The organism is Paenibacillus athensensis, assembly GCF_004514475.2.
Classification (GTDB): Bacteria; Bacillota; Bacilli; order Paenibacillales; family NBRC-103111; genus Paenibacillus_AL; species Paenibacillus_AL athensensis.
The window spans coordinates 532,672-550,995 of record NZ_MYFO02000002.1 but is presented as its reverse complement, the minus strand read 5'-3'; the positions used below and the strand labels follow the sequence as shown (position 1 = coordinate 550,995).

General features: G+C 59.3%; 16 protein-coding genes. 2 read left to right on the top strand and 14 right to left on the bottom strand.

The annotated features are described in order from the left end of the window. Positions 1 to 29: 29 nt before the first annotated feature. From B5M42_RS06420 to gpr, 3 genes are all read right to left on the bottom strand, one after another. A complete protein-coding gene (locus tag B5M42_RS06420) occupies positions 30 to 554 on the bottom strand; it encodes a hypothetical protein (protein WP_134752145.1) in 525 nt (174 codons plus the stop codon). 117 nt (positions 555 to 671) lie between these two features. Continuing rightward, positions 672 to 1,946, bottom strand: coding sequence for a stage II sporulation protein P (spoIIP, locus tag B5M42_RS06415; protein WP_134752143.1), 1,275 nt, complete (start codon positions 1,944 to 1,946; stop codon positions 672 to 674). A gap of 151 nt (positions 1,947 to 2,097) precedes the next feature. Next, positions 2,098 to 3,099 (bottom strand): GPR endopeptidase, encoded by a 1,002-nt coding sequence (gpr, locus tag B5M42_RS06410; protein WP_134752141.1) that lies wholly within the window; start codon positions 3,097 to 3,099, stop codon positions 2,098 to 2,100. 192 nt (positions 3,100 to 3,291) lie between these two features. On the opposite strand from gpr, the gene rpsT reads away from it, so the two are divergent. After that, positions 3,292 to 3,561: a 30S ribosomal protein S20 gene (gene rpsT, locus B5M42_RS06405; protein WP_134752139.1), complete on the top strand. Its 270-nt coding sequence runs from the start codon at positions 3,292 to 3,294 to the stop codon at positions 3,559 to 3,561. 76 nt (positions 3,562 to 3,637) lie between these two features. On the opposite strand, the gene holA is transcribed toward rpsT, so the two are convergent. The 11 genes from holA to B5M42_RS06350 all read right to left on the bottom strand — a co-directional run bounded on the left by holA (position 3,638) and on the right by B5M42_RS06350 (position 16,454). Beyond that, positions 3,638 to 4,657: a DNA polymerase III subunit delta gene (gene holA / locus B5M42_RS06400; RefSeq protein WP_134752137.1), complete on the bottom strand. Its 1,020-nt coding sequence runs from the start codon at positions 4,655 to 4,657 to the stop codon at positions 3,638 to 3,640. A gap of 264 nt (positions 4,658 to 4,921) precedes the next feature. Further along, positions 4,922 to 6,205 (bottom strand): anti-sigma factor family protein, encoded by a 1,284-nt coding sequence (locus B5M42_RS06395; RefSeq protein WP_134752135.1) that lies wholly within the window; start codon positions 6,203 to 6,205, stop codon positions 4,922 to 4,924. Continuing rightward, on the bottom strand, positions 6,202 to 6,750 hold the full coding sequence (locus B5M42_RS06390) for an RNA polymerase sigma factor (protein WP_134752134.1): 549 nt from the start codon (positions 6,748 to 6,750) through the stop codon (positions 6,202 to 6,204). The genes B5M42_RS06395 and B5M42_RS06390 overlap by 4 nt, the downstream gene beginning before the upstream one ends. Before the next feature lie 161 nt (positions 6,751 to 6,911). Next, entirely contained in the window at positions 6,912 to 8,072 is a 1,161-nt protein-coding gene (locus tag B5M42_RS06385; RefSeq protein ID WP_134752132.1) for a GNAT family N-acetyltransferase, read from the bottom strand. Continuing rightward, positions 8,044 to 9,393: a F390 synthetase-related protein gene (locus B5M42_RS06380; RefSeq protein ID WP_230632737.1), complete on the bottom strand. Its 1,350-nt coding sequence runs from the start codon at positions 9,391 to 9,393 to the stop codon at positions 8,044 to 8,046. The genes B5M42_RS06385 and B5M42_RS06380 overlap by 29 nt, the downstream gene beginning before the upstream one ends. Next, entirely contained in the window at positions 9,390 to 10,535 is a 1,146-nt protein-coding gene (locus tag B5M42_RS06375) for an MBL fold metallo-hydrolase (protein ID WP_329959254.1), read from the bottom strand. Before B5M42_RS06375 ends, B5M42_RS06380 begins: the two co-directional genes overlap by 4 nt. Continuing rightward, positions 10,523 to 11,518, bottom strand: coding sequence for an NAD-dependent epimerase/dehydratase family protein (locus tag B5M42_RS06370; protein ID WP_134752130.1), 996 nt, complete (start codon positions 11,516 to 11,518; stop codon positions 10,523 to 10,525). Before B5M42_RS06370 ends, B5M42_RS06375 begins: the two co-directional genes overlap by 13 nt. Next, on the bottom strand, positions 11,515 to 12,735 hold the full coding sequence (locus tag B5M42_RS06365) for an ATP-grasp domain-containing protein (protein WP_134752128.1): 1,221 nt from the start codon (positions 12,733 to 12,735) through the stop codon (positions 11,515 to 11,517). The genes B5M42_RS06370 and B5M42_RS06365 overlap by 4 nt, the downstream gene beginning before the upstream one ends. Further along, positions 12,725 to 13,726 (bottom strand): beta-ketoacyl-ACP synthase III, encoded by a 1,002-nt coding sequence (locus B5M42_RS06360; RefSeq protein WP_134752126.1) that lies wholly within the window; start codon positions 13,724 to 13,726, stop codon positions 12,725 to 12,727. The genes B5M42_RS06365 and B5M42_RS06360 overlap by 11 nt, the downstream gene beginning before the upstream one ends. A 295-nt stretch (positions 13,727 to 14,021) precedes the next feature. Beyond that, positions 14,022 to 15,866 carry a sensor histidine kinase gene (locus B5M42_RS06355; protein WP_134752124.1) on the bottom strand — a complete coding sequence of 615 codons (1,845 nt, stop codon included), beginning with the start codon at positions 15,864 to 15,866 and terminating at the stop codon, positions 14,022 to 14,024. A 27-nt stretch (positions 15,867 to 15,893) separates the two neighbouring features. Further along, positions 15,894 to 16,454: a response regulator transcription factor gene (locus tag B5M42_RS06350; RefSeq protein ID WP_134752122.1), complete on the bottom strand. Its 561-nt coding sequence runs from the start codon at positions 16,452 to 16,454 to the stop codon at positions 15,894 to 15,896. A 314-nt stretch (positions 16,455 to 16,768) separates the two neighbouring features. On the opposite strand from B5M42_RS06350, the gene B5M42_RS06345 reads away from it, so the two are divergent. Next, entirely contained in the window at positions 16,769 to 18,319 is a 1,551-nt protein-coding gene (locus B5M42_RS06345; RefSeq protein ID WP_134752120.1) for a spore germination protein, read from the top strand. Positions 18,320 to 18,324: the final 5 nt, after the last annotated feature.

Here is an 18,324-nt window from a genome sequence, read left to right as displayed (position 1 = left end):
GCAGCGGGCCACGCCGCCACAGCCCAGATTTATCCTTTGCTGAGCACAGCGTCAAACAAACCGATAAACGCGCGGATGCTGTGATGAGCCATAATTTGCAGCAGGTCGCCGAGCTTGTTGCCCACCTGATTCAGCGCAGCGTCTTTGCCAGCGGCAGCGGGGCCGCTTTCCTTGCCGACGCCCGCTCCCTTGTCAGCGTCCGTTATCATCTTGCCTGCCTGCTTGCTCTTTCCGCCTTCGCCCGCTCCCTTCGCCGTTTGCTCGCCACCCGCGCCGCTTGCCTCTATCGCTTTGCCCCCTGTGACCGCTGCCTTGCCAACACGTCCCGTCGCCTGCTCCTCGCCGTTTGCCTGTGCTCCTGCTTTGGCGCGCGCCGTTCCAGCGCCGTTTGCCGACGCAGCCCGAACGCCGTCCGCACCCATGACCGCTGCACCGGCTTGACCGATCGGGCCGGAAATGCGCGCCACGCCGCTCGAAGCCAGACTGACCCCGAACATCACGCAAAATAACGCCAGCAATCCAAACAACGTTACCTTTACATAAAATCGTTTCATGCCCACTCCCTCCTCCACGGCTTCCAAGCTTGAACAACGCACGTTCGGCGATCACAGCAACCGGGCCAATGTCATGAACTGTCTGGCATCTCCTTGCTCCGACAAGCGTCGCGAGTATCAGCTTACCTTGGGCGAGGCTACCGGAGCGTCGACCTTCTTGGCATTCAAAATCACTTCGGAAATCGCCTCGGCCAGCCAATCGGTCGTGCGATAGCACTCCTCCAGCGAGTTATACGGACCGCCAACCTCGATCAAAATGCTGTTCGGCGATACGTCCTGATTGTACAGCCCGTTGCCGTCGGCTGCCGTTTTGGCGTGAATGCCCTTGGACAGACCCGGATGCTTGTCCTCCAGCACCTGATGAATTTGATTAGCGAATTCCTCGTTCTTTTTCCAATTCGGATTTTTGCCGCCTACGATAAAAAAGATTTGCGCATAGTCCTTGCCGCCGATCGTCACGGTCGTATTTTTGCGCGACGCCGAATCGCGGTGAATATCGAAGAAATACGTCAGATCGGGATGGGACGACATGGCCTCTTGCAGCGTTTTCGCAGAGTATTTATAGGAATACGGATATTTGAAGCCGCGTACGGTACTGGGATAAATCGTATTGGAATGCACCGCGCCGATGCCGTCCTTTTCGAGATTTTGCGCCAGCCGCTGGCCGACGGAAATGATATTGACCTTGTCGCTGTAAGCCTCGTCCGGGTCGGTGACGCCTTTAAGCTCCGGCAGAAACGATTCATTGCTATGCGTCTGGTAAATGAACGCGATGTTCGCGCCCGCTGTTTTGGGCGGCTGTGCGGTAGATCCGGAACCGGCTTGCGCGCCCGCGCCTGCTCCCGCTCCGGCTGCCGGGTTCGTCGTTGCCGACGGCTCCTGGGATACGTCGGGCGTTGCGGACGGCATCGGCTCAACCTTAGGCTCGGCATCAAGCGCGCCCTGCTTCGGCCCGTATTCCACGGGCTCGCTCGGATTCGTTGCGCTGCCGGCGATCAGCAGCGTCGTTTTGCCGGCGTCCATGCCGGCGACCTCGCTGGCGATCAAGCTTTTTGGATCATTCGGATTAATATCCGTCATCAGCCGGAAGGCGAAATTAAACACGTTGTGCTGGGAAAACGTAAACTTCTTATGGTCCTGATTGAGATGCGGCACTTCCATACCAAGCATATCAATGAAAAATTGATTGGAAACCGACGCGGCGAGCCCCTTCATCGACGAAACCGGCGAAGCCGTCATCCATCTGGCTTGCACAAAGCCGCCGACACCCAGCAGCACGAATAGCAGGAAGGTAGCCACGCTGAGCAGCAGAAAGGTTTTGCCCATCGAGCTTGCGCTCTGGTACGTTTTGCGAACTTGGCTGAGATTCAGTGTAGCGGATGTCCATTTCATAGTGTGATTCCTCCTAATCTATCTTACTTTCACTCTATGAACCGGATCGCTTCACTAGAACCGCAAATCGCCTGGAATCTCGCAATTGCCGACAAAAAGCCGATAAAAAAAGAAAGAACCCCCGATAGATGAGAGTCCATTCCGTAAAAAGCTAGTGCGTATACGCCGCGACATTGTCCACGCTCACCGCGTCGTGCAGCGAAGCGTTCAGACCGCTGGCGATCATGTTGGCGATATCTTCAATGAACTCGTCGATCTCTTTGGGCGTTACGAGCAGGTCGTGCCCGACGGGATTGAGCACTTCCTTGACCAGCATCAGCCGCTCCTCCTCGTGCATGTTGTCGAGCATGCCGAGAATTTGCCCGGTGTTGCTGGTCTGCTCGCTGAAATGCTTGCGCATCATATCAAAAGCGCTGTTGACGATCGTCGAGGCGTACACGACGGTGGGAACGCCAATCGCTATTACCGGGACGCCAAGCGATTCCTTGGTCAGTCCCTTGCGCTTGTTGCCGATGCCCGAGCCGGGATGAATGCCGGTATCGGCAATCTGAATCGTCGTGTTGACCCGTTCCAGCGAACGCGAAGCCAGCGCGTCAATGGCAATGACCAGATCCGGCCGCGACTTCTCAACAATACCCTGCACGATATCGCTGCTCTCGATGCCTGTCGTGCCCAGCACGCCGGGAGCGACCGCGCTGACCGGGCGATAGCCGGGGCCTACATCATCCGGCATCAGCTCGAAGTAGTGCCGCGTCACCATCACGTTCTCGACCACCAGCGGTCCGAGCGCGTCCGGCGTTACATTCCAGTTGCCCAAGCCGATAATCAGCACCTTGGCGTCTTTGCGGATGCCGATATCTACAAGAAATTGCTCGAATTCCTGAGCGAATTTGGTCGCTACCCGGTTTTGCAGGTCGCTGTCCTTTTGCCGCAAAGCCGGCACCTCAATCGTTATGTAATGGCCCGGCATTTTGCCCAGAGCACGCGAGCCCTCCTCGTTCAGCACCTTGATTTTGGTAATCCGAACGCCGTTTTCCCGTTTCGTTTCCGTTTCGATGCCGGGGATGGCTTCGCCGCGACTGGCAGCCGTCGCCAGATCCCGGGCGTCCAGCGCAAGGTCGGTATGCGTGGAATAGCTTTGCAACTCCTCCATAGGATAAACCCCTTTCCAGATAACGTGCATAGCTTAGTGTGCAACGAAGCCTGAAGCGTTATGCACGGCAGCTTTCGTTTGCCAAAACGAACCTCTTGCAATTTTCCAATCAGCATGGTAGAATATCTAAAGTTGTCAGCGAACCTGAAAAGTAACGTTGAACGTGTTTCGTGAAGTAGGAGGTGAACGTCCATGCCAAATATTAAATCCGCTATCAAACGTGTGAAAGTGAGCGAGAAACGCCGTCAGCGCAACGCTTCGCAAAAGTCCGCACTGCGTACCGCTGTGAAAGCTTTCGAAACAGCTGCAAGCAGTAACGTTGAATCGGCCAAAGAAGCTCTCGTTTACGCTTCCAAGAAATTGGATCAAGCAGCTTCCAAAGGTTTAATTCATAAAAACGCCGCTAACCGCAAGAAGTCCCGTCTGGCTAAAAAGCTGAACGCTCTTTCGGCTCAAGCGTAAGGTTCACACACATACGTGCGACAAAGCAAGTCCAGTTCTCGATGAGAACTGGACTTTTTTGGTTGCTTGCCGCCGCTCAAGCCGCCAGCTTGAGCAAAAACAGCTCCAGCCCCAGCACCTTGTCAATGCGGCCGCTTTTCATTTGAAAATCGAGATCGGCCAGCTGGGCGAGAATCGCGCACAACCGCGGCAGATCAAACCGGCGGGCCTGTCCTTCGGCGATGCGCACGGCAAACGGATGCAGCCCGATTTGCGAGGCCATCTGCTGCTGCGAGTAGCCTTGCTTGCCAAGCTCTTTGACTTGCAGCATGATCCGGAACTGGCGGGCGATCAGCATCGTAATTTTGATCGGCTCCTCCTTCATCTTCAACAGCTCTTCGAGCAGTACAAACGCGCGGTCGAGCCGCAGCTGCACGATATCCTCGATCAGCATGAAGACGTTCTGCTCAATCGTGCGCGGCACAAGCTGATCGACAACCGCCGAAGTTGCTGTGCCGCCGGCGCCGACATACAGCGAGATTTTTTCCAATTCGGCCGATAACGCCTGCAAATTACCGCCCGTGTACATGGCAATCTGCTCGGCAGCGCCCGGAGCAAATGCAAATCCCAACCGCTGCGCCCGGCGCGCCACCCACTGAAGCAGCTCCTCGGCCGTCAGCGTAGGGAACGGCACCGCCGCTTCGCGCTCCTTGAGCGCCTTGACGATTTTTTTGCGTTCATCCAGCTTGTCCGCATCGACCGTGAACACGATAATCGCGTGCTCGGCCGGCGCCTTCAAATAATCGAGCAGACGGTCGACGTGATGCTCGATTTTGTTGCTTTCCTTGGCTCCCGTGAACAGCAGCGCATTGGTCGCAATGACCAGCTTGCGCGGCACCATGAACGGCAGCGTCTCCGCGTCCTCGATGACCTGCGACAAGGGCGTTTCGCTCAGATCGAATTTGCTGACCGCGAACTCCTTCATATCGGGGTCAAACAACGAATCGGAAAGCAGCTGGATAAATTCGCGCATGCGGTATTTCTCGGGCCCGTAGCATAAGTAAACCGGCGCGGGGTTGCCGGCTTGTAGGTCTTTGGCCGCTTTTCGGACATCCATCGCTTCCACCTCTTTCGCTTATCTTACCAACAACAAAGGGATTGCGTCAAAACCCTTTTCGGGCTTAACACAATCCCTTTGCCGAGCAAATGGAAGCAAGTATCCCGGAACATTCCCGGGCACCGCATCTATTTAAACACCGGCGCAAGGCTCTAGAAACCTTATGCCGAGTGACCGTACCTCCCGATCGCAGCGTTCACGACTGGGCAAAGCGTTTACTACACTATACGCGCCTGCGGGCATTTGGTGCATGCGCGCAAGCAATTATTTGTTGGCTTGCGATTCGGTATGCGCTTTGACGTCCATCGTAAACACCTGCGTAACCTGACCGCTTTCCACGCTGTATGTCAGCCGGTCGTCCTGCGACCATGCCAGCAAGCTCACTGTATCGGAATCGCTCCATACGCGCTCGGAGGCAAAAACAATCTCCTGCGAATCGGCTTGGCGAATCACGACGCGCCGGTCCTCAAGCGCTGCCACGTAGATGCCGCTTGGCGAAGCCAGCGTCGTGGGGATCGCTGCTGTACCGAGCATCATCTTGCCGGCTTTCGTCTGCGGCGCATCGCCAGCCGCCGAGTCGCCGGAAGCGCCTAGCGTAGCGCGCCGGCTTTCGTCTGCTGCCGGCGAAGCGCCCATAGTGCCGCCATCCGTCGCCGCTGCCCCGCCGCCGCTGTCGGGCGCAGGCGCAGCCAACGCGCCGGCCGTGCCGGATTCGCCGCCGGACGCGTCTGCACCGCTTGCGCCGGCTCCCGCGCTTGCGGAAGGCTGCTTGCTTGCCGCGCCGGCTTTGCCGCTCGGGGCCGTGCCCGGAGGGCTGGGCTCGGAAGCGGGAGCATCGGCGCTAAAGTGCAGGGACGCCTCTGGCTTCACCGCTTGCGGCTCAACCAATTGCGGCGCTTCCGTCGACGAAATCGTCCCCGACCCTTCGGCCGAGCCGCCACCTGCCGATGCCGATGCGTTTCCGTTAACATCCTGCTTCTCGTGGATGCCGGACTGGTCTTGCGAGGTGTAGCCGTAGCTCTGGCCTTCCTGCTGCTCCGTCGCTGCTGCCGCTGAACGCTGGTCGGCCATCTTGGCCTGCGAACGCGCCAGCTCAGGAGCCATATCCGCATTTTGCGTAGACGGCTGATTGACGTTAAAAGCGAACAGGCCGATGATCAAGCCGGCAGCGACTACGCCGCCCGCCACCTTCCAGGAAATCGGCGAACCCGTACGCCGCTCACGGCCCGGCTTATCAAACGGCAGCACCGTCACATCGCCGGAATCGACGCGCCCTGCGCCGCCCGCAGCCGCAGCAAACGGCTCCGGCTGGCCTGCCGCCTGCCGATCAATGGCATCGAGCTGCGGCAATATCGAGTCGACCAGACTGAACGGCGGCATGACCTTGGGCAGCTGCGCCAGCTCGTCGGACAGCTCCTGCAGCCGTTCCAGCATCAAGCGGCAATCCAGACAGCCCTGCAAATGAGCGGCCAGCTCAGTTTCTTCTTTTTGATCCAAATCCTCATCCAAATGTCGTTGCATCAATTCCATCACCTCAGGACAGTTCATCCCCGCACACCTCCTTTCTGATAATCCTGCAGCAGCGTCTGCAACTGCTGCCGCGCCCGAAACAAATAAGACTTCACCGTATTCAGAGGCAAATTGAGCGACTCGGCGATTTCATGATACGAAAAGTCCTGCAAATATCGGAGCACGACCACAGATCGGTGGTGAGCCGGGAGCTTGTCGATCGCTTCCCGAATATCTTTCGCCAAATAGCCGGTTAACATTTCCTCTTCTACATTTTGCGATGCCGCAAACACCATTTCGTGCTCGTCGATCGACACCGTTGGTTTCATCTTGCGGAACTTATCGATGCAAATATTCGTTACGATACGCTGCACCCATGTTTTAAAAAGCGCCTTTTCTTCATAGGAGCCGATTTTTGTATATATGCGGATCAAAGCTTCCTGCGAAGCGTCCATCGCATCCTGCTCGCTGCCGAGAATATAGTAGGCGGTCCGGTAAACATGGGCCTCAATTTCTCGCAACAGGGTTATGAGAGCATCGCGGTCGCCGGCTTGCGCGGCTTTGACCAATTCGGGTGCTACCACTGGGATCCCCCCTCTTGCATTCCTATTGACGGCGGAAACGCCGGTAAGGTTGCATACCATTCTATAAATTTTCAAGCCCAGGAGAATCTCTATCAGAATATCAAAAAAACCGCGCCAGGTATACTGTTCATCAGCTTGGACGCGGCTTGGGGCTTTTCGGTTCATAATTTGCGTTTTTTCATAAGAGGCACGCCTAACGTGTTGAGCACGCCTTCCAGCAAGCTCCAGACAAGCCTGCGGCGCAAAGGCAAATGCCGGTCATAAACAGCGAGATATTCAATGTCGGCAAAAGCGCCGCGGTTGCGCTTGAATTCCGCCGCTCCCGAGCTTTCGTGAAGCAGGTATGGACCGGCAGCCGCCAGCCGCAGCAGCTCAGCCGACAACATGCGATACAGTCCCAGCTCCTGAGGCAGCGACGTATCGTAGCCGAATACGGGGGTCGTCATGATGCCGCCGCGCGTATAACAGCCCAGCACGGCGTCGATCCGTCCGCTTTTCCGGCAGCGCAGCGCATGCAGGCGCAGCGTTTGCTCGCGCAGCGCCTGCCGCAAAAACCGCTCGGTAAACTGCGGATTGTGCAGCGAATATTTGTCCAGATACAGCAGGTTATACAGCTCCAGCAGCCGGGGTACATCCGTTTCGCCGAGGCGCTCATGCTCGACCGGCTCGTAGCCGTGCGTTTCCAGTAAAGCGCGATCGCGTTTGAGCAGCCAGCGGGCTTTCGAGTTCAGCCGGGACGGCTCCCACAGATAGATTTGCCGGCTGGGCACCAGCCGGAAACCGCTGGCGCGCAGCGAGTCAAGCAGCGGGCCGTGCAAGGTCCGGCACAAGGAGCGAAAAATCACCGTATGGTCGGGATAAGCGGCCTGCAGCAGACCGGCAGCCTCCAGCGCCATATCGGGCGTCAGGCTTGCCGGATATAAATTGGTCGAAAGCAGCCAATTGTTGAGCTGCACCGTTCGGTTGATGCCCGCGGCTTTGAACAAGAGGCCCAGCGAGCGCAGCAAACCGGCCAGCAGCAGCTCCAGCGGCTTATTGCGAAGCAGCTGCAGCTCTTGAATCGCATAGCTGACATAATGCGTATACGGCGAGACAACGTAGGAGCTGTCGTATTGCCTGTCGTTCAACGTAACCGGCACGATCGCATCGGCCGTCTCCAGCAGCAGGATCTGCGTGTCGATATTGGCCGCGAACGCGCGGCTTCCCGATGTAAGCAACGGCTGCAAGTAGGCTTGAGCGTAGCGTCCCTCGGTCGTATCGAGCCATGCGGGGCCATTTTCCGCTGCGGACAGGTTATTCCACAATCGCATCGCGGCTTTCATCAACAGCAAACCTCCTCTCCACGCGCCGCAGCTTGCGGTCGCCTCCCGGTGGCCGATAAGCCGCAAACGTCAGCTCGGCGGGCAATCTGCCGCCAACGCGGGCGCATAGCGCCGCAAGGGCCTGCCGAACGGCCGACTCGGCAGCAGCCAGCTGCCCGGGTGGCGCCGCCAGTTCAATCTCGATGCGTTCGGGCGCATGCTGAATGGCCCGATAGGCTTCGAGATTGGCGCAAGCGCCGATGATGGCGCGGCTGATATAATCGGCGAACAGCCGGACAAGACCCGCTCCGCTGCCAGCCGGAACGTACCACATATCGTCGCAGCGTCCCTCCACGGCGTCGAGCGCTGCCAGCGGCGAGCCGCACCGGCACGGCGCAGCCGCCGCCGTGAGGACGTCGTTCAGACGGTAACGCACGATCGGCTGGGCCAAACGGGAAAAATCGGTGACGATCGGCACGAACTTGCGCGCCGCCGCATCCAGCGGCTCCTGCTGGATATGGACGATATCTTCATTGATATGCAGCCGTCCTTCGGCGCAGGTCGCAGCCAGAAATCCTTCCGTGCATTGATAGACCTGGTGCAGCAATTGGCCGAACGCCGCTTCAATCTCCTCGCGATCCAGCGGATCGAGCGCTTCGGCGACGGCGACGATTTTGCGCGGCCCGATTCGCAGCGCGCCCCGGCGGAGCGCCGCCGCCAGCAGCCGCAGCACGGACGGCGGGGCCACGAGCAGTGTCGGCGCTTGCTCGTTTAGCCGGCGGATATGATCGCTGAACGGCTGCAGCAGGTCGTAGAAATCAAAGGCGATGCGCCGACTGCCGACCGAACCGTATAGCTCATTGTTGGCGCGCAGGAAAAAAGCGATGCGGTGCGCTTGCACAAGCGAGCCCGGCAGCACCTTGGCCAGCACCGTACCGGCCCACGCGAGTCGCTCCTTGCGGCTGACCACGAACAGCCCCCGGCTGCCCGATGTGCCTGACGACAAGCCGACTGCGCAGCCGCGTTGCTCCGGAGCCGTACCGCGGGTACGCTCGGCTTCGACTGCAGCGGCCCAAGCCTCCTCCCGGCGCAGACCGACCGTATTGAGCGCGTCGAAATGCGCCATCATCTCGGCTTTGGCAATCGTCGGAAATGTCCGCCATTCAGCGGCCGGCCGACCGGCCCACAGCTCGCGGTAAAACGGCGAAGCGCTGCGCACGCGTTCGATATGCGTGCGGATGCGCGCTTCCTGCCAGTGCTCCAGCTCGCTGCGGCCGCTCCAGTGACGGCTGCGGGTGAGCATGAAGTGATACAGCACCGTTAATTGCTCGCGCAGCTTCACAGCGGCTCGCCTCCTTCCACAAAACGCTGCCGCGCCTCCATACAATGCGAAGGCAAAATGAGCAGGTCGGGGTAAGCACGATGCGTCTGGACCAGCGCAGCGAAGCTGCGGCGGTAATCGGCGCGGCTTGGCATGATCAGACCTGCCAATGCGTGCGGCGGCCGGTTCTCTCGGAACGCCGCGCTGGACCAGGCTGCGTCGGCGCACAATAACCGCGGTCCGCGGTCCGTCGCCAGCAGCAGCCCGATCTGCCCGGCCGCGTGGCCGGGCAAATCCACGGCGAGCAGGCTGCCGTCGCCGAGGATGTCCAGCGCCGGGCCGAAAGGCAGCTGCGGCAGCTGCGCGGCGGGCGCGCCGTCGATCGGGCGGGCGCGCGCGGCAAAATCGTCCGGCAAGAGGCCCGGCAAATAGGCCGCCCGGACGGCGCGCAGCCCGCGAAGCGGCTGCACGGCGTCAAAGGCGGCTTGCCGGTACAGCAGCTGCGCGGACGGAAAATCACGCAGACCGGCGATGTGGTCGGCGTGAAAATGCGAGATGACGACAACGCTGACGTCATCGGGCTTGACGCCGAGCTCGGCAAGCTGGCGGACGGCGTCCTGCGACGTGCTGTGCAGCACGGGAGTCACCCAGCGGTAGAGCGCCTGCGGCAAGCGGCTCGTCTCGCTGTAGAACCGGCTGGCATAGCCGGTGTCGAACAGGATCAGCCCCCGCTCGGGGTGCTCGATCAAGGCAAACAACGCGGGAATCGGTACCACGCGCAGCGACCCTCCGCGCAGCGTCACCCACTCGGGATGCGTGCAGCAGCCCGTGGCAAACAGACGCAGCTTGACGCGCGGCATCGGCGGCAGGAACGCCGCAGGAGCCGGGATACGCTCCGGTTCCGATGCTTCGCTGACGCCTGTTGCCGCGGACACACGACACGGTTCCGATGCTTCGTTGACGTCCGTTACCGCGGATGCACGCTCCGGTTCCGATACCTCGCTGACGCCCGTTGCCGCGGTCAACCGCACAGCGCGCGACTCCCGCAGCGCGGTGCCGGCCGAACGGCGGCTGTCAGCTCCGTGCGGCCCTACCGCAGCTGCGGCAAGCCCGGCTTCCCCGGCACGGCCCTGCTGTCGCTGCTCCGGCTTCAGCTCTTGCATGCGCGCCACCACCTTGCGTATGCCGCCAAGCCGTCGCGGACACTGATTTTGGGCGTGTAGCCCAAGTCGCGCCGGGCCGCCGACACGTCCAGCGTCTGCGAGCGGCCGAGCATCGAGACGACGGCTCGCGTCAGCAGCGGCTCCGGACGGCCGGGCGTCAGCAGCGCGGCCAGCTCCAGCGCCGCAGCGATGCCATACGCAGCAGCCAGCGGTAGCGACAGCTCGCGCAGCGGCTCGCCCAGCAGCGTAAACAGCTCTCGCAGCGCAGCCGCAAACGGCACCGGCTCGCCGTTCGTGATGTGAAACGTCCGGCCGAGCACGGTCGCGGCAGGAGCCGCCTGACAGAGCAGCAGCGCATCGACGGCGTTATCGACATAGGTTAAGTCGAGCAGCGCCTGGCCGCCACCGATTAGCGGCACTCCGCGCCGACGATTCGCTGCAATCAGCCGCGGGAAAATCGTCCGGTCGCCGGGGCCGAATATGGCGCGCGGCCGCACTGTCACCACCGGCTGCCCCGCCGCCGAGGCCAACGCCACAGCCCGCTCGGCGAGCAATTTCGTGCGAGCATACGCGTTGACTGGTGCAGCGGACGGTGCGGCATACTCAGCCACGCTCAGCCGGTCGCGGTGACCAAACAATACGCTTGGCGTAGAGACGTAAATCAGCCGCGGCCCTCCCGCACGCCGGCAGCCGGCAAGCACATGCTCGGTGCCGCCGACATTGGTTTCATAAAAATCACGATAAGCGCCCCACGGCGCGGACAAGGCAGCGCAATGAAACACGGCGTCCTGCCCAACGCAAAGACGATCAACCAGCCGCCCGTCGCGCACGTCACCCGCTGCAAAAACAATGCCGTCCTCGACAAGCCGCCGTCCTTCATCCAGGCTGCGCCCCAATGCGGTCACCGACCAGCCCAGCGCCTGCAGACGACGGGCCAGCCGTCCACCCAAAAAGCCGGTGCCTCCCGTAACTAACGCCTTCATGCATCACCATTCCATTCCATGTCGAGTGTCGATGCCGCCATCAGCGAGACTCCGCGCTTGCGGCCTATGCGGGCTAATTCGCCCAGCAGGCCTAGCTGGCCCGCATATGGCAGCGGATCACGCCAGCGAAACACCGCATCGCGCGCCGTCAGCAGCTTGCCGAGCCAGCGCAACGCCCCGCGGGGCGTTGGCTGCGCCGCCAGCCCGCAAGCGAGCATAGGCAGCGTCAGCATCGCCTTCGCCCCGGCCCGCGGCTGCAAGCACACACCGTCAAGCCGCTCCGGCGCAAGCAGCGCTGCAGCAAGCCGCGCTCCGTCGCCGCGGAACAAATGCACGCCGCTGGTCGCCCGCGGATTACATTCCAGCGGGTACAGTCGTCCCTCCGGCGTTTCGATAAAATCAAAGGCGATTTGTCCGCTAAAGCGCTCCAGCGCCACGAAGCGCCCTACCCATTCCCGCAGCGCCGCATGAGGGAGCGCCTCAAAGTACACCGTGGCTCCACGTCCCGCCCGGTAAAACGATTCGTACACAGCGAAAGCCGCCAGCCTCCCCTCGTGCGCGATCGCGTATGCACACAGTTCCCGGCCGGCGACATACTGCTGCGCCACCCACGGATAACGCTCGGACACAGGCGGTATCAAATGATCCGCGGGTGAAACGCCAACCGCCCCGCGCTTTGCGGGTATTCCCGGCATAGCGCCTACAAACGTCACGTTCGCGGCGAAGCGCGAATACACCGGCTTGAGCACAAGCCGTTCATCCGTCTGCTCCACGGCCTCGCGCCAAGCGGCAGGTGAGGTCAGCAGCCGCGTGTGCGGCACGTCGAAGCCGTAGCTTGCCGCGAGCCGGATGAACGCCCACTTGCTGTGCAGCCGCGCCAGCGCCGTCAGCGGAGCCGCCAGCACCCGGCAGCCGCTCGCCGCCAGCTGCTGCGCATAGCGGGCGATATGAAAAACCTCCTCGCATGCCGGGACCAGCGCGCCAAGCCCTTCGCGCGTTGCCAGTTCGGCGAGCGCGGCTGCATAGCGGCCCGGGTCCTCCGCCGGAGCCGGCACGCGATGGCTGCCCGCCACGGCGCGGGAAGCGCGGCACAGATGGCGGCTGAGGCTTTCCGCCGCATGCACGCGCCAGCCCCCTTCCGCCAGCGCCCGGGCCAGCTCCAGCGCCGCAGGCGCGCGGCCGCCGGTCAGCAACACGCCGGGACCGTCAGTACGCAAGCGCGACGCCTCCCAGCGAAAAGCCGGCCGACGTGCCGAGCAGCAGCACCTTGTCGCCGCGCGAGATCCGGCCCTGGCGCACCGCTTCGTGCAGGCCCATCGGAATGGAGGCGGCAATCGTGTTGCCGTGGTCGCGGGCAATATACATCAGCTGCTCCTCGGCGATGCCCAGCTTGCGACGCAGCAGCCGCATGGCCATTGCACTGCCCTGATGAGGCACCACCAAACGCAAATCGCGCATGCGGATTCCCGCTCCGGCCAGCAAGCGGTCCACAAATGCCGGCAGCAAACGCGAAGCCATCCGATAAATCGCTTCGCCGTCCATATCAAACAAATAATCATCGACATTAGCCTCACTGCGGTCGCTGGCGTGCAGCCTGCTGCCGCCGCCGCGGATTTCCGACAAGTGCGCTCCCGCGCTGTGCGTCTCCAGCTGCGCATGCAAAATACGCGACTGCTCACCAGGCCCACTGCGGCCGAGCACAACGGCGCAAGCGCCGTCGCCGAACAGCGCCGCGCTTTCTTTTTGCTTATAGTTCAAGCCCTTGGAAGCGATCTCGGACGACACCAGCAGCACCCGCCTGTACCTGCCCGCTTCGATCAAGCAGCTCAGCATATCAAGCGCGGCGACAAAGCTCAGACAGGTCGCATTCAGATCAAACGCCGGTACGCCGGCATGCAGCTCGCCGAGCGCCTCTTGAATCAGCGACGCCGTGCACGGGATCGGCTGCACCATCGTGCCGCTCGCGCAGACGAGACAATCGATGTCGGCGAAGCCCAGGCCCGCCGCAGCCAAAGCGGCTTCGGCCGCTCTTGCGCCCATATATGCGGCGCTTTCCGATTCATCGGCAAAATATCGCACAGCGACATCTGTTTTTTTGCGCACCCAACCCTCGGCCACGCCGAGACGCCGGTCCATTTCCTCCGCCGAAACGGCTTTTCGGGGCAAATATTTGCCCGTTCCTTCTATTTTAACGTCGCGAGTCAGCATGCTTCATCCTCCGTCAGTTCAAGAAAATCAGTGTACTCTTATTGTCTAAAAAGTTTGCTGTTGCCGGATAGTACTATTTTCGCCTAGTACCTTGCCGCACGCGGTTTGTGAAGCAGCCGCGGTTTTCAATTTGTTTGGTTTCGACGCGAACGACAAAATTCCTTTCATCGGGCTCCTTAGCCCCTCCATTTCCCCTTACCCTTGCCGTAGCTTACGACGCAAAATAAAAAAACGACCCCGTCGTCCAAGGCCGTTTCCTGCGTTATTCCCTTATTTCCTGCGTTTTGCCGATCACCTACGAGCCCGCTTTGGCCGGCAAGCGTATCGTCACCGACGTGCCGCTCTGCACGCGGCTTTGAATATCGAGCGTTCCGCCATGCTTGCGGACCACATTGTAGCAATAGCTCAGACCAAGCCCGTGGTTGTCCTTGCGATTTTTGGTAGAAAAAAACGGTTCAAGCACCCGTCTGACATACGCTTCGGGAATACCGCAGCCGTTATCGCGGATCTCCAGCAGCAGCTCCTTGCGCGAACGCCATACCTTCAGCGCAATTTTTCCTTCGCCGGGCTCAACCGCCTCGACGGCATTCAAGCAAATATTGACAATCGCATCGCTCAAATACCACGGATCGCAGCGCAGGATACCCTTATCCTTGAGCTCCCTGACCAGCTCGACGTTTTTTTGCTCCAGATACGGCTGCACGGACGACACCGCTTGCTCGACCAGCGCCTCGACCTCGCACACCATTTCGTTCAGATGAATTTCCGCTGTCCGTTCCTTAATTTTGTCAACCATTTCCTTCAAATGCTGCACGGTAAAAAAAATCGAATCCACCGAGCGATCGGCTTGCTCATAGTGGCGCTCGGCCATTGCATCCTTGATGCGTCCGGCCAGAAAATTGATTTTTGTAATTTCGTTTTTGATCATATGATTCATCATTGCCGTTCCGGTGGTCATTGCCCGCATCGTCTGCTCCATCTGCTCCTTGCGGAAATTCAGCGTCGCTCCGATAATGCCGTATCGCAAAAACTGCCGGCCCAATATAAACACCATGCTGACGACGAAAATAAACAAACCCCAGTGGCTGATCGGCTGCGACCATTTGACAAGCCCAAGCGTGTTCAGGATGTCGTAAGCCGAAGTCAGCGCAAAGGTAATGACGCCGAGGGAAAATATTTTCGCTTCGCTGCTGCCCTGCAGCGATTTGACAATGCCGAACGTAATCGTGTACAAAATGCTCAGCAGCAGCAAAATATCAAACGGTACGAGCGTGTTCATGATCGGCACCAGACGGCACTCAACAGCTACAGCCGCCCCTACGGCATAGAGCAAATGCAGCTGCCAAATGCGTCTGCTCAGCTTGCGATAGCCCTCTCCCAGCAAGCATTCGTAGAATTGCACGAAAAATACGGGCACCAGATAAATCGCATAGATCCGGCAGTCCAGCCAAAAAGCGGGCGCATCCCAGAGCAAAAATCTCGATTCCGTACGCGCAACGATCCACAGACCCATGAATATCAAAAAAAAGCCGAAGCACCAATACGCTTTCTGCCTATCCTTGAGAAACAAAAACATAAAAAAGATGCCGACAAGCACGTAAAGGAACGCAAATCCGATGCGCACAGCGTCGGACCGCACCATTCGCTCGATCAGCGCCGAACGCGAATTCAGCTCCGCACCGCCGAACAAGCCAATCTGCGAATAATCGGAAACAATATGGAAAACGATTTCCTTGCCTGCATAATCCGAATCGAGCGGAATCAGATTGAGCTCATAGCCGGTGAAGCGCTTCTCTCCGCTGACATCGCCGACGGTGCGAAGCGACCGACCGTCCAAAAACACCTCGTACGACTGCTCGATGTCCTTCACATACAGCGTAGCTTCCGGAAACCGCTGTTCGGGCAGCCTCGTCTTCAGCCACACGGAGGTCCGGCGCTCGCGCTGCGGCGGTTCGGACAAGCGCTGTAGCCGCCGCCAATCGTCCGATTCGCTCCAGCGGTACTCCCAGCCGCGGTCCAGTTGAATGCCGCCGGACAGCTTGGCTTCTGGGGAAGCGTCCGGGGAAGCGGCAGCCGGCAGCTGCGGAAGCGCAACTAACAGAAACACGGCCAATAAAGCCGCGATACGGCTTCCTTTCATCGCCTCATCTCCATTGTTTCGGATAGGTTAGCGGTACAGTTTTTTCGAAATGTTCTTGAACTGGCTTTTGACGGTTTCGATGGAACGCTGCAGCCGAACGGCGATATCCGATTTGCTTAACCCCTGCTCGCGCAGGTCGTAAACAATCCGCTCTGTCGGCGTCAGCTCCTTCAGGCGCAGCTCCTTGAGCAGCGCGCCTGCGGCGCTGGCATGAATTGGCGACTGATTCGCATGGGCGTTGCGAATCGCAAATACGATATCGCGGTAATGCTCCTTGGTGATGTAGTTGACGGCGCCATTTTTGAGCGATTCCAGAATGATCGTTTTTTCCGTGAAGGATGTCAGCATAATGACTCTCGTTTTCCCGAGCCGGGAAATCTCACGCACCGCTTGAATGCCGTCCAGGTTGTTTGCGGTCAGGTTGACATCCATCAAAACGACGTCAATGGCCAGCTTGCGCACAGCTTCTACCGCTTCCTCACGGGTGGTTGCAACCCGGATGACGCGAAGGTCCTCCTCTTGTCCGAGCTCGGTCTGCAAATGTTCGATCCAAAACGGATCATCCTCTACCAGCATCACTCGTATCATTATCGGTTCCCCCTTTCATACATCGCATTACGTGAAGCTGCTCCTCCCGTCTATTTCAGCTGATACTTGTATTCTAGCTTATTTCACGGAATTTGGAAATCGTTTTCCGATAATTTCGACAAAAAAATATGCCAATTTTCTCTAATTCAAGTAAATAACGCTGTCATTTTTAACTTTCCATTGTTCTTTTTATCAGAAATCGTTTTCTGAAGATGCTGATTTTCTTTAAAAATATCCATTGGCTTTGTGGAATCCGGTTAACAAATCCAGAAATAGCAAATAGTAAAACGACTGTACCGAACGGAGGGATGAACATGTTCAAACAGCTCTTTTTTCGCAGGGCGATTGCCCGCACAGCGCAAGCCGCGGCAGCGGGACCTTCGCCCGGAACGCCGATTCCGCCTAGTCTGGCTGAGACGCTTGCAGCGGTCCGCACCGCACTGCATTCCCCCAACGATCTGATTGTGCGCGAATTTACGGTCGGCAGCGCCGCTTGTCCGTTCGCTCTCTTTTGCATTGACGGGATGGTGGATGCCGCGCTGATCAACGAGCAGGTGCTCAAGCCGCTGATTCATTATTGCGCCGCCGACGAGGATGGCGTCCGGTTACTCGAAACGGTGGAGCGCGAGGTGCTCACTGCCTTTGAGCTCGATCATGTCACAACGCTCGACGACGGCTTGCTGGCCGTGTTATCCGGGGATACGCTGCTTGTGGCCGACGGCGCGGACTGCGGTTTGGTCGTCGGCAGCCGCGGCTGGAAAACCCGCGCGCTCGAAGAACCGCAGACAGAATCGATCATCCGCGGTCCGCGTATCGGTTTTACCGAGGATTTGCGCACGAATACGTCGCTGTTGCGACGCCGTATACGCGATGTCAATTTATGCTTTGACATTCAACGCATCGGACGGCGTGCGCGGCGCGAGGTTATGATCGCTTATATCGACGGCGTTGTGCATCCCGCGCTCGTCCCCGAGCTGAAGCGACGGCTGGATACGATTGATATAGACGACGTGGAGGGCTCCGGTTACGTCGAGCAATGGATTGCCGACAGCTTCCTGACGCCGTTTCCCCTTGTGCTGAACACCGAGCGACCGGACAAGGTTTCCGGAGCGCTGCTGCAGGGCCGCGTAGCCGTTCTTGTGGACGGAGACCCGTTTGCGCTCGTCCTGCCGATCACGCTTTCTTCCTGCTTCCAGTCGCCCGAAGACTACTACCAGCACTGGCTGATTTCTACGCTGACCCGAATTCTGCGGCTGATGGCCGCCTTTATGGCAACGTTCCTGCCGTCACTGTACATTGCGCTGCTGGAGTTCCACCACGGCATGATCCCGTCGCGGCTTGCTTTCTCGATTGCTGGAGCACGCGAAGGCGTGCCGTTCCCCGCTGTGATTGAGGCGTTCATGATGGAAATTACACTGGAGCTGCTGCGCGAAGCGGGGCTACGCTTGCCCAAGCCGATCGGCCAGACGATCGGCATCGTCGGTGGGCTTGTCATTGGTGAAGCCGCCGTCGCTGCCGGCATCGTCAGTCCGATTATGGTCATCGTTGTAGCGGTGACGGCGATTGCATCCTTTGCCCTGCCGTCTTACTCGTTTGCAATTTCGCTGCGCATACTCCGCTTCGGCATCATGCTGGCCGCGTCGGTGATGGGCTTGTTCGGCGTCATTATGGCGTACGTGATGATCAATGTGCATCTGGTCAATCTCAAAAGCTTCGGCATTCCCTATTCAACGCCGTTTGCCCCCTTCTTCGCCAAGGACTGGAAAGATTTGATTTTGCGCGCCCCTGTCATGTTTATGAATTCCCGACCGAGGCTGACTCAAAGCCCGGATCAGAAGCGGATAAGTCAAACGAAAAAAAGGTGACGGCT

What these genes read in the sequence shown, in the direction of transcription:
- spoIIP (WP_134752143.1), bottom strand. Translation starts at nt 1,946, where the DNA reads ATGAAATGGACATCCGCTACACTGAATCTCAGCCAAGTTCGCAAAACG.
- B5M42_RS06345 (WP_134752120.1), top strand. Translation starts at nt 16,769, where the DNA reads ATGTTCAAACAGCTCTTTTTTCGCAGGGCGATTGCCCGCACAGCGCAA.
- gpr (WP_134752141.1), bottom strand. Translation starts at nt 3,099, where the DNA reads ATGGAGGAGTTGCAAAGCTATTCCACGCATACCGACCTTGCGCTGGAC.
- B5M42_RS06350 (WP_134752122.1), bottom strand. Translation starts at nt 16,454, where the DNA reads ATGATACGAGTGATGCTGGTAGAGGATGATCCGTTTTGGATCGAACAT.
- B5M42_RS06370 (WP_134752130.1), bottom strand. Translation starts at nt 11,518, where the DNA reads ATGAAGGCGTTAGTTACGGGAGGCACCGGCTTTTTGGGTGGACGGCTG.
- B5M42_RS06420 (WP_134752145.1), bottom strand. Translation starts at nt 554, where the DNA reads ATGAAACGATTTTATGTAAAGGTAACGTTGTTTGGATTGCTGGCGTTA.
- B5M42_RS06375 (WP_329959254.1), bottom strand. Translation starts at nt 10,535, where the DNA reads ATGCAAGAGCTGAAGCCGGAGCAGCGACAGCAGGGCCGTGCCGGGGAA.
- B5M42_RS06360 (WP_134752126.1), bottom strand. Translation starts at nt 13,726, where the DNA reads ATGCTGACTCGCGACGTTAAAATAGAAGGAACGGGCAAATATTTGCCC.
- B5M42_RS06385 (WP_134752132.1), bottom strand. Translation starts at nt 8,072, where the DNA reads ATGAAAGCCGCGATGCGATTGTGGAATAACCTGTCCGCAGCGGAAAAT.
- rpsT (WP_134752139.1), top strand. Translation starts at nt 3,292, where the DNA reads ATGCCAAATATTAAATCCGCTATCAAACGTGTGAAAGTGAGCGAGAAA.
- B5M42_RS06355 (WP_134752124.1), bottom strand. Translation starts at nt 15,866, where the DNA reads ATGAAAGGAAGCCGTATCGCGGCTTTATTGGCCGTGTTTCTGTTAGTT.
- holA (WP_134752137.1), bottom strand. Translation starts at nt 4,657, where the DNA reads ATGGATGTCCGAAAAGCGGCCAAAGACCTACAAGCCGGCAACCCCGCG.
- B5M42_RS06395 (WP_134752135.1), bottom strand. Translation starts at nt 6,205, where the DNA reads ATGAACTGTCCTGAGGTGATGGAATTGATGCAACGACATTTGGATGAG.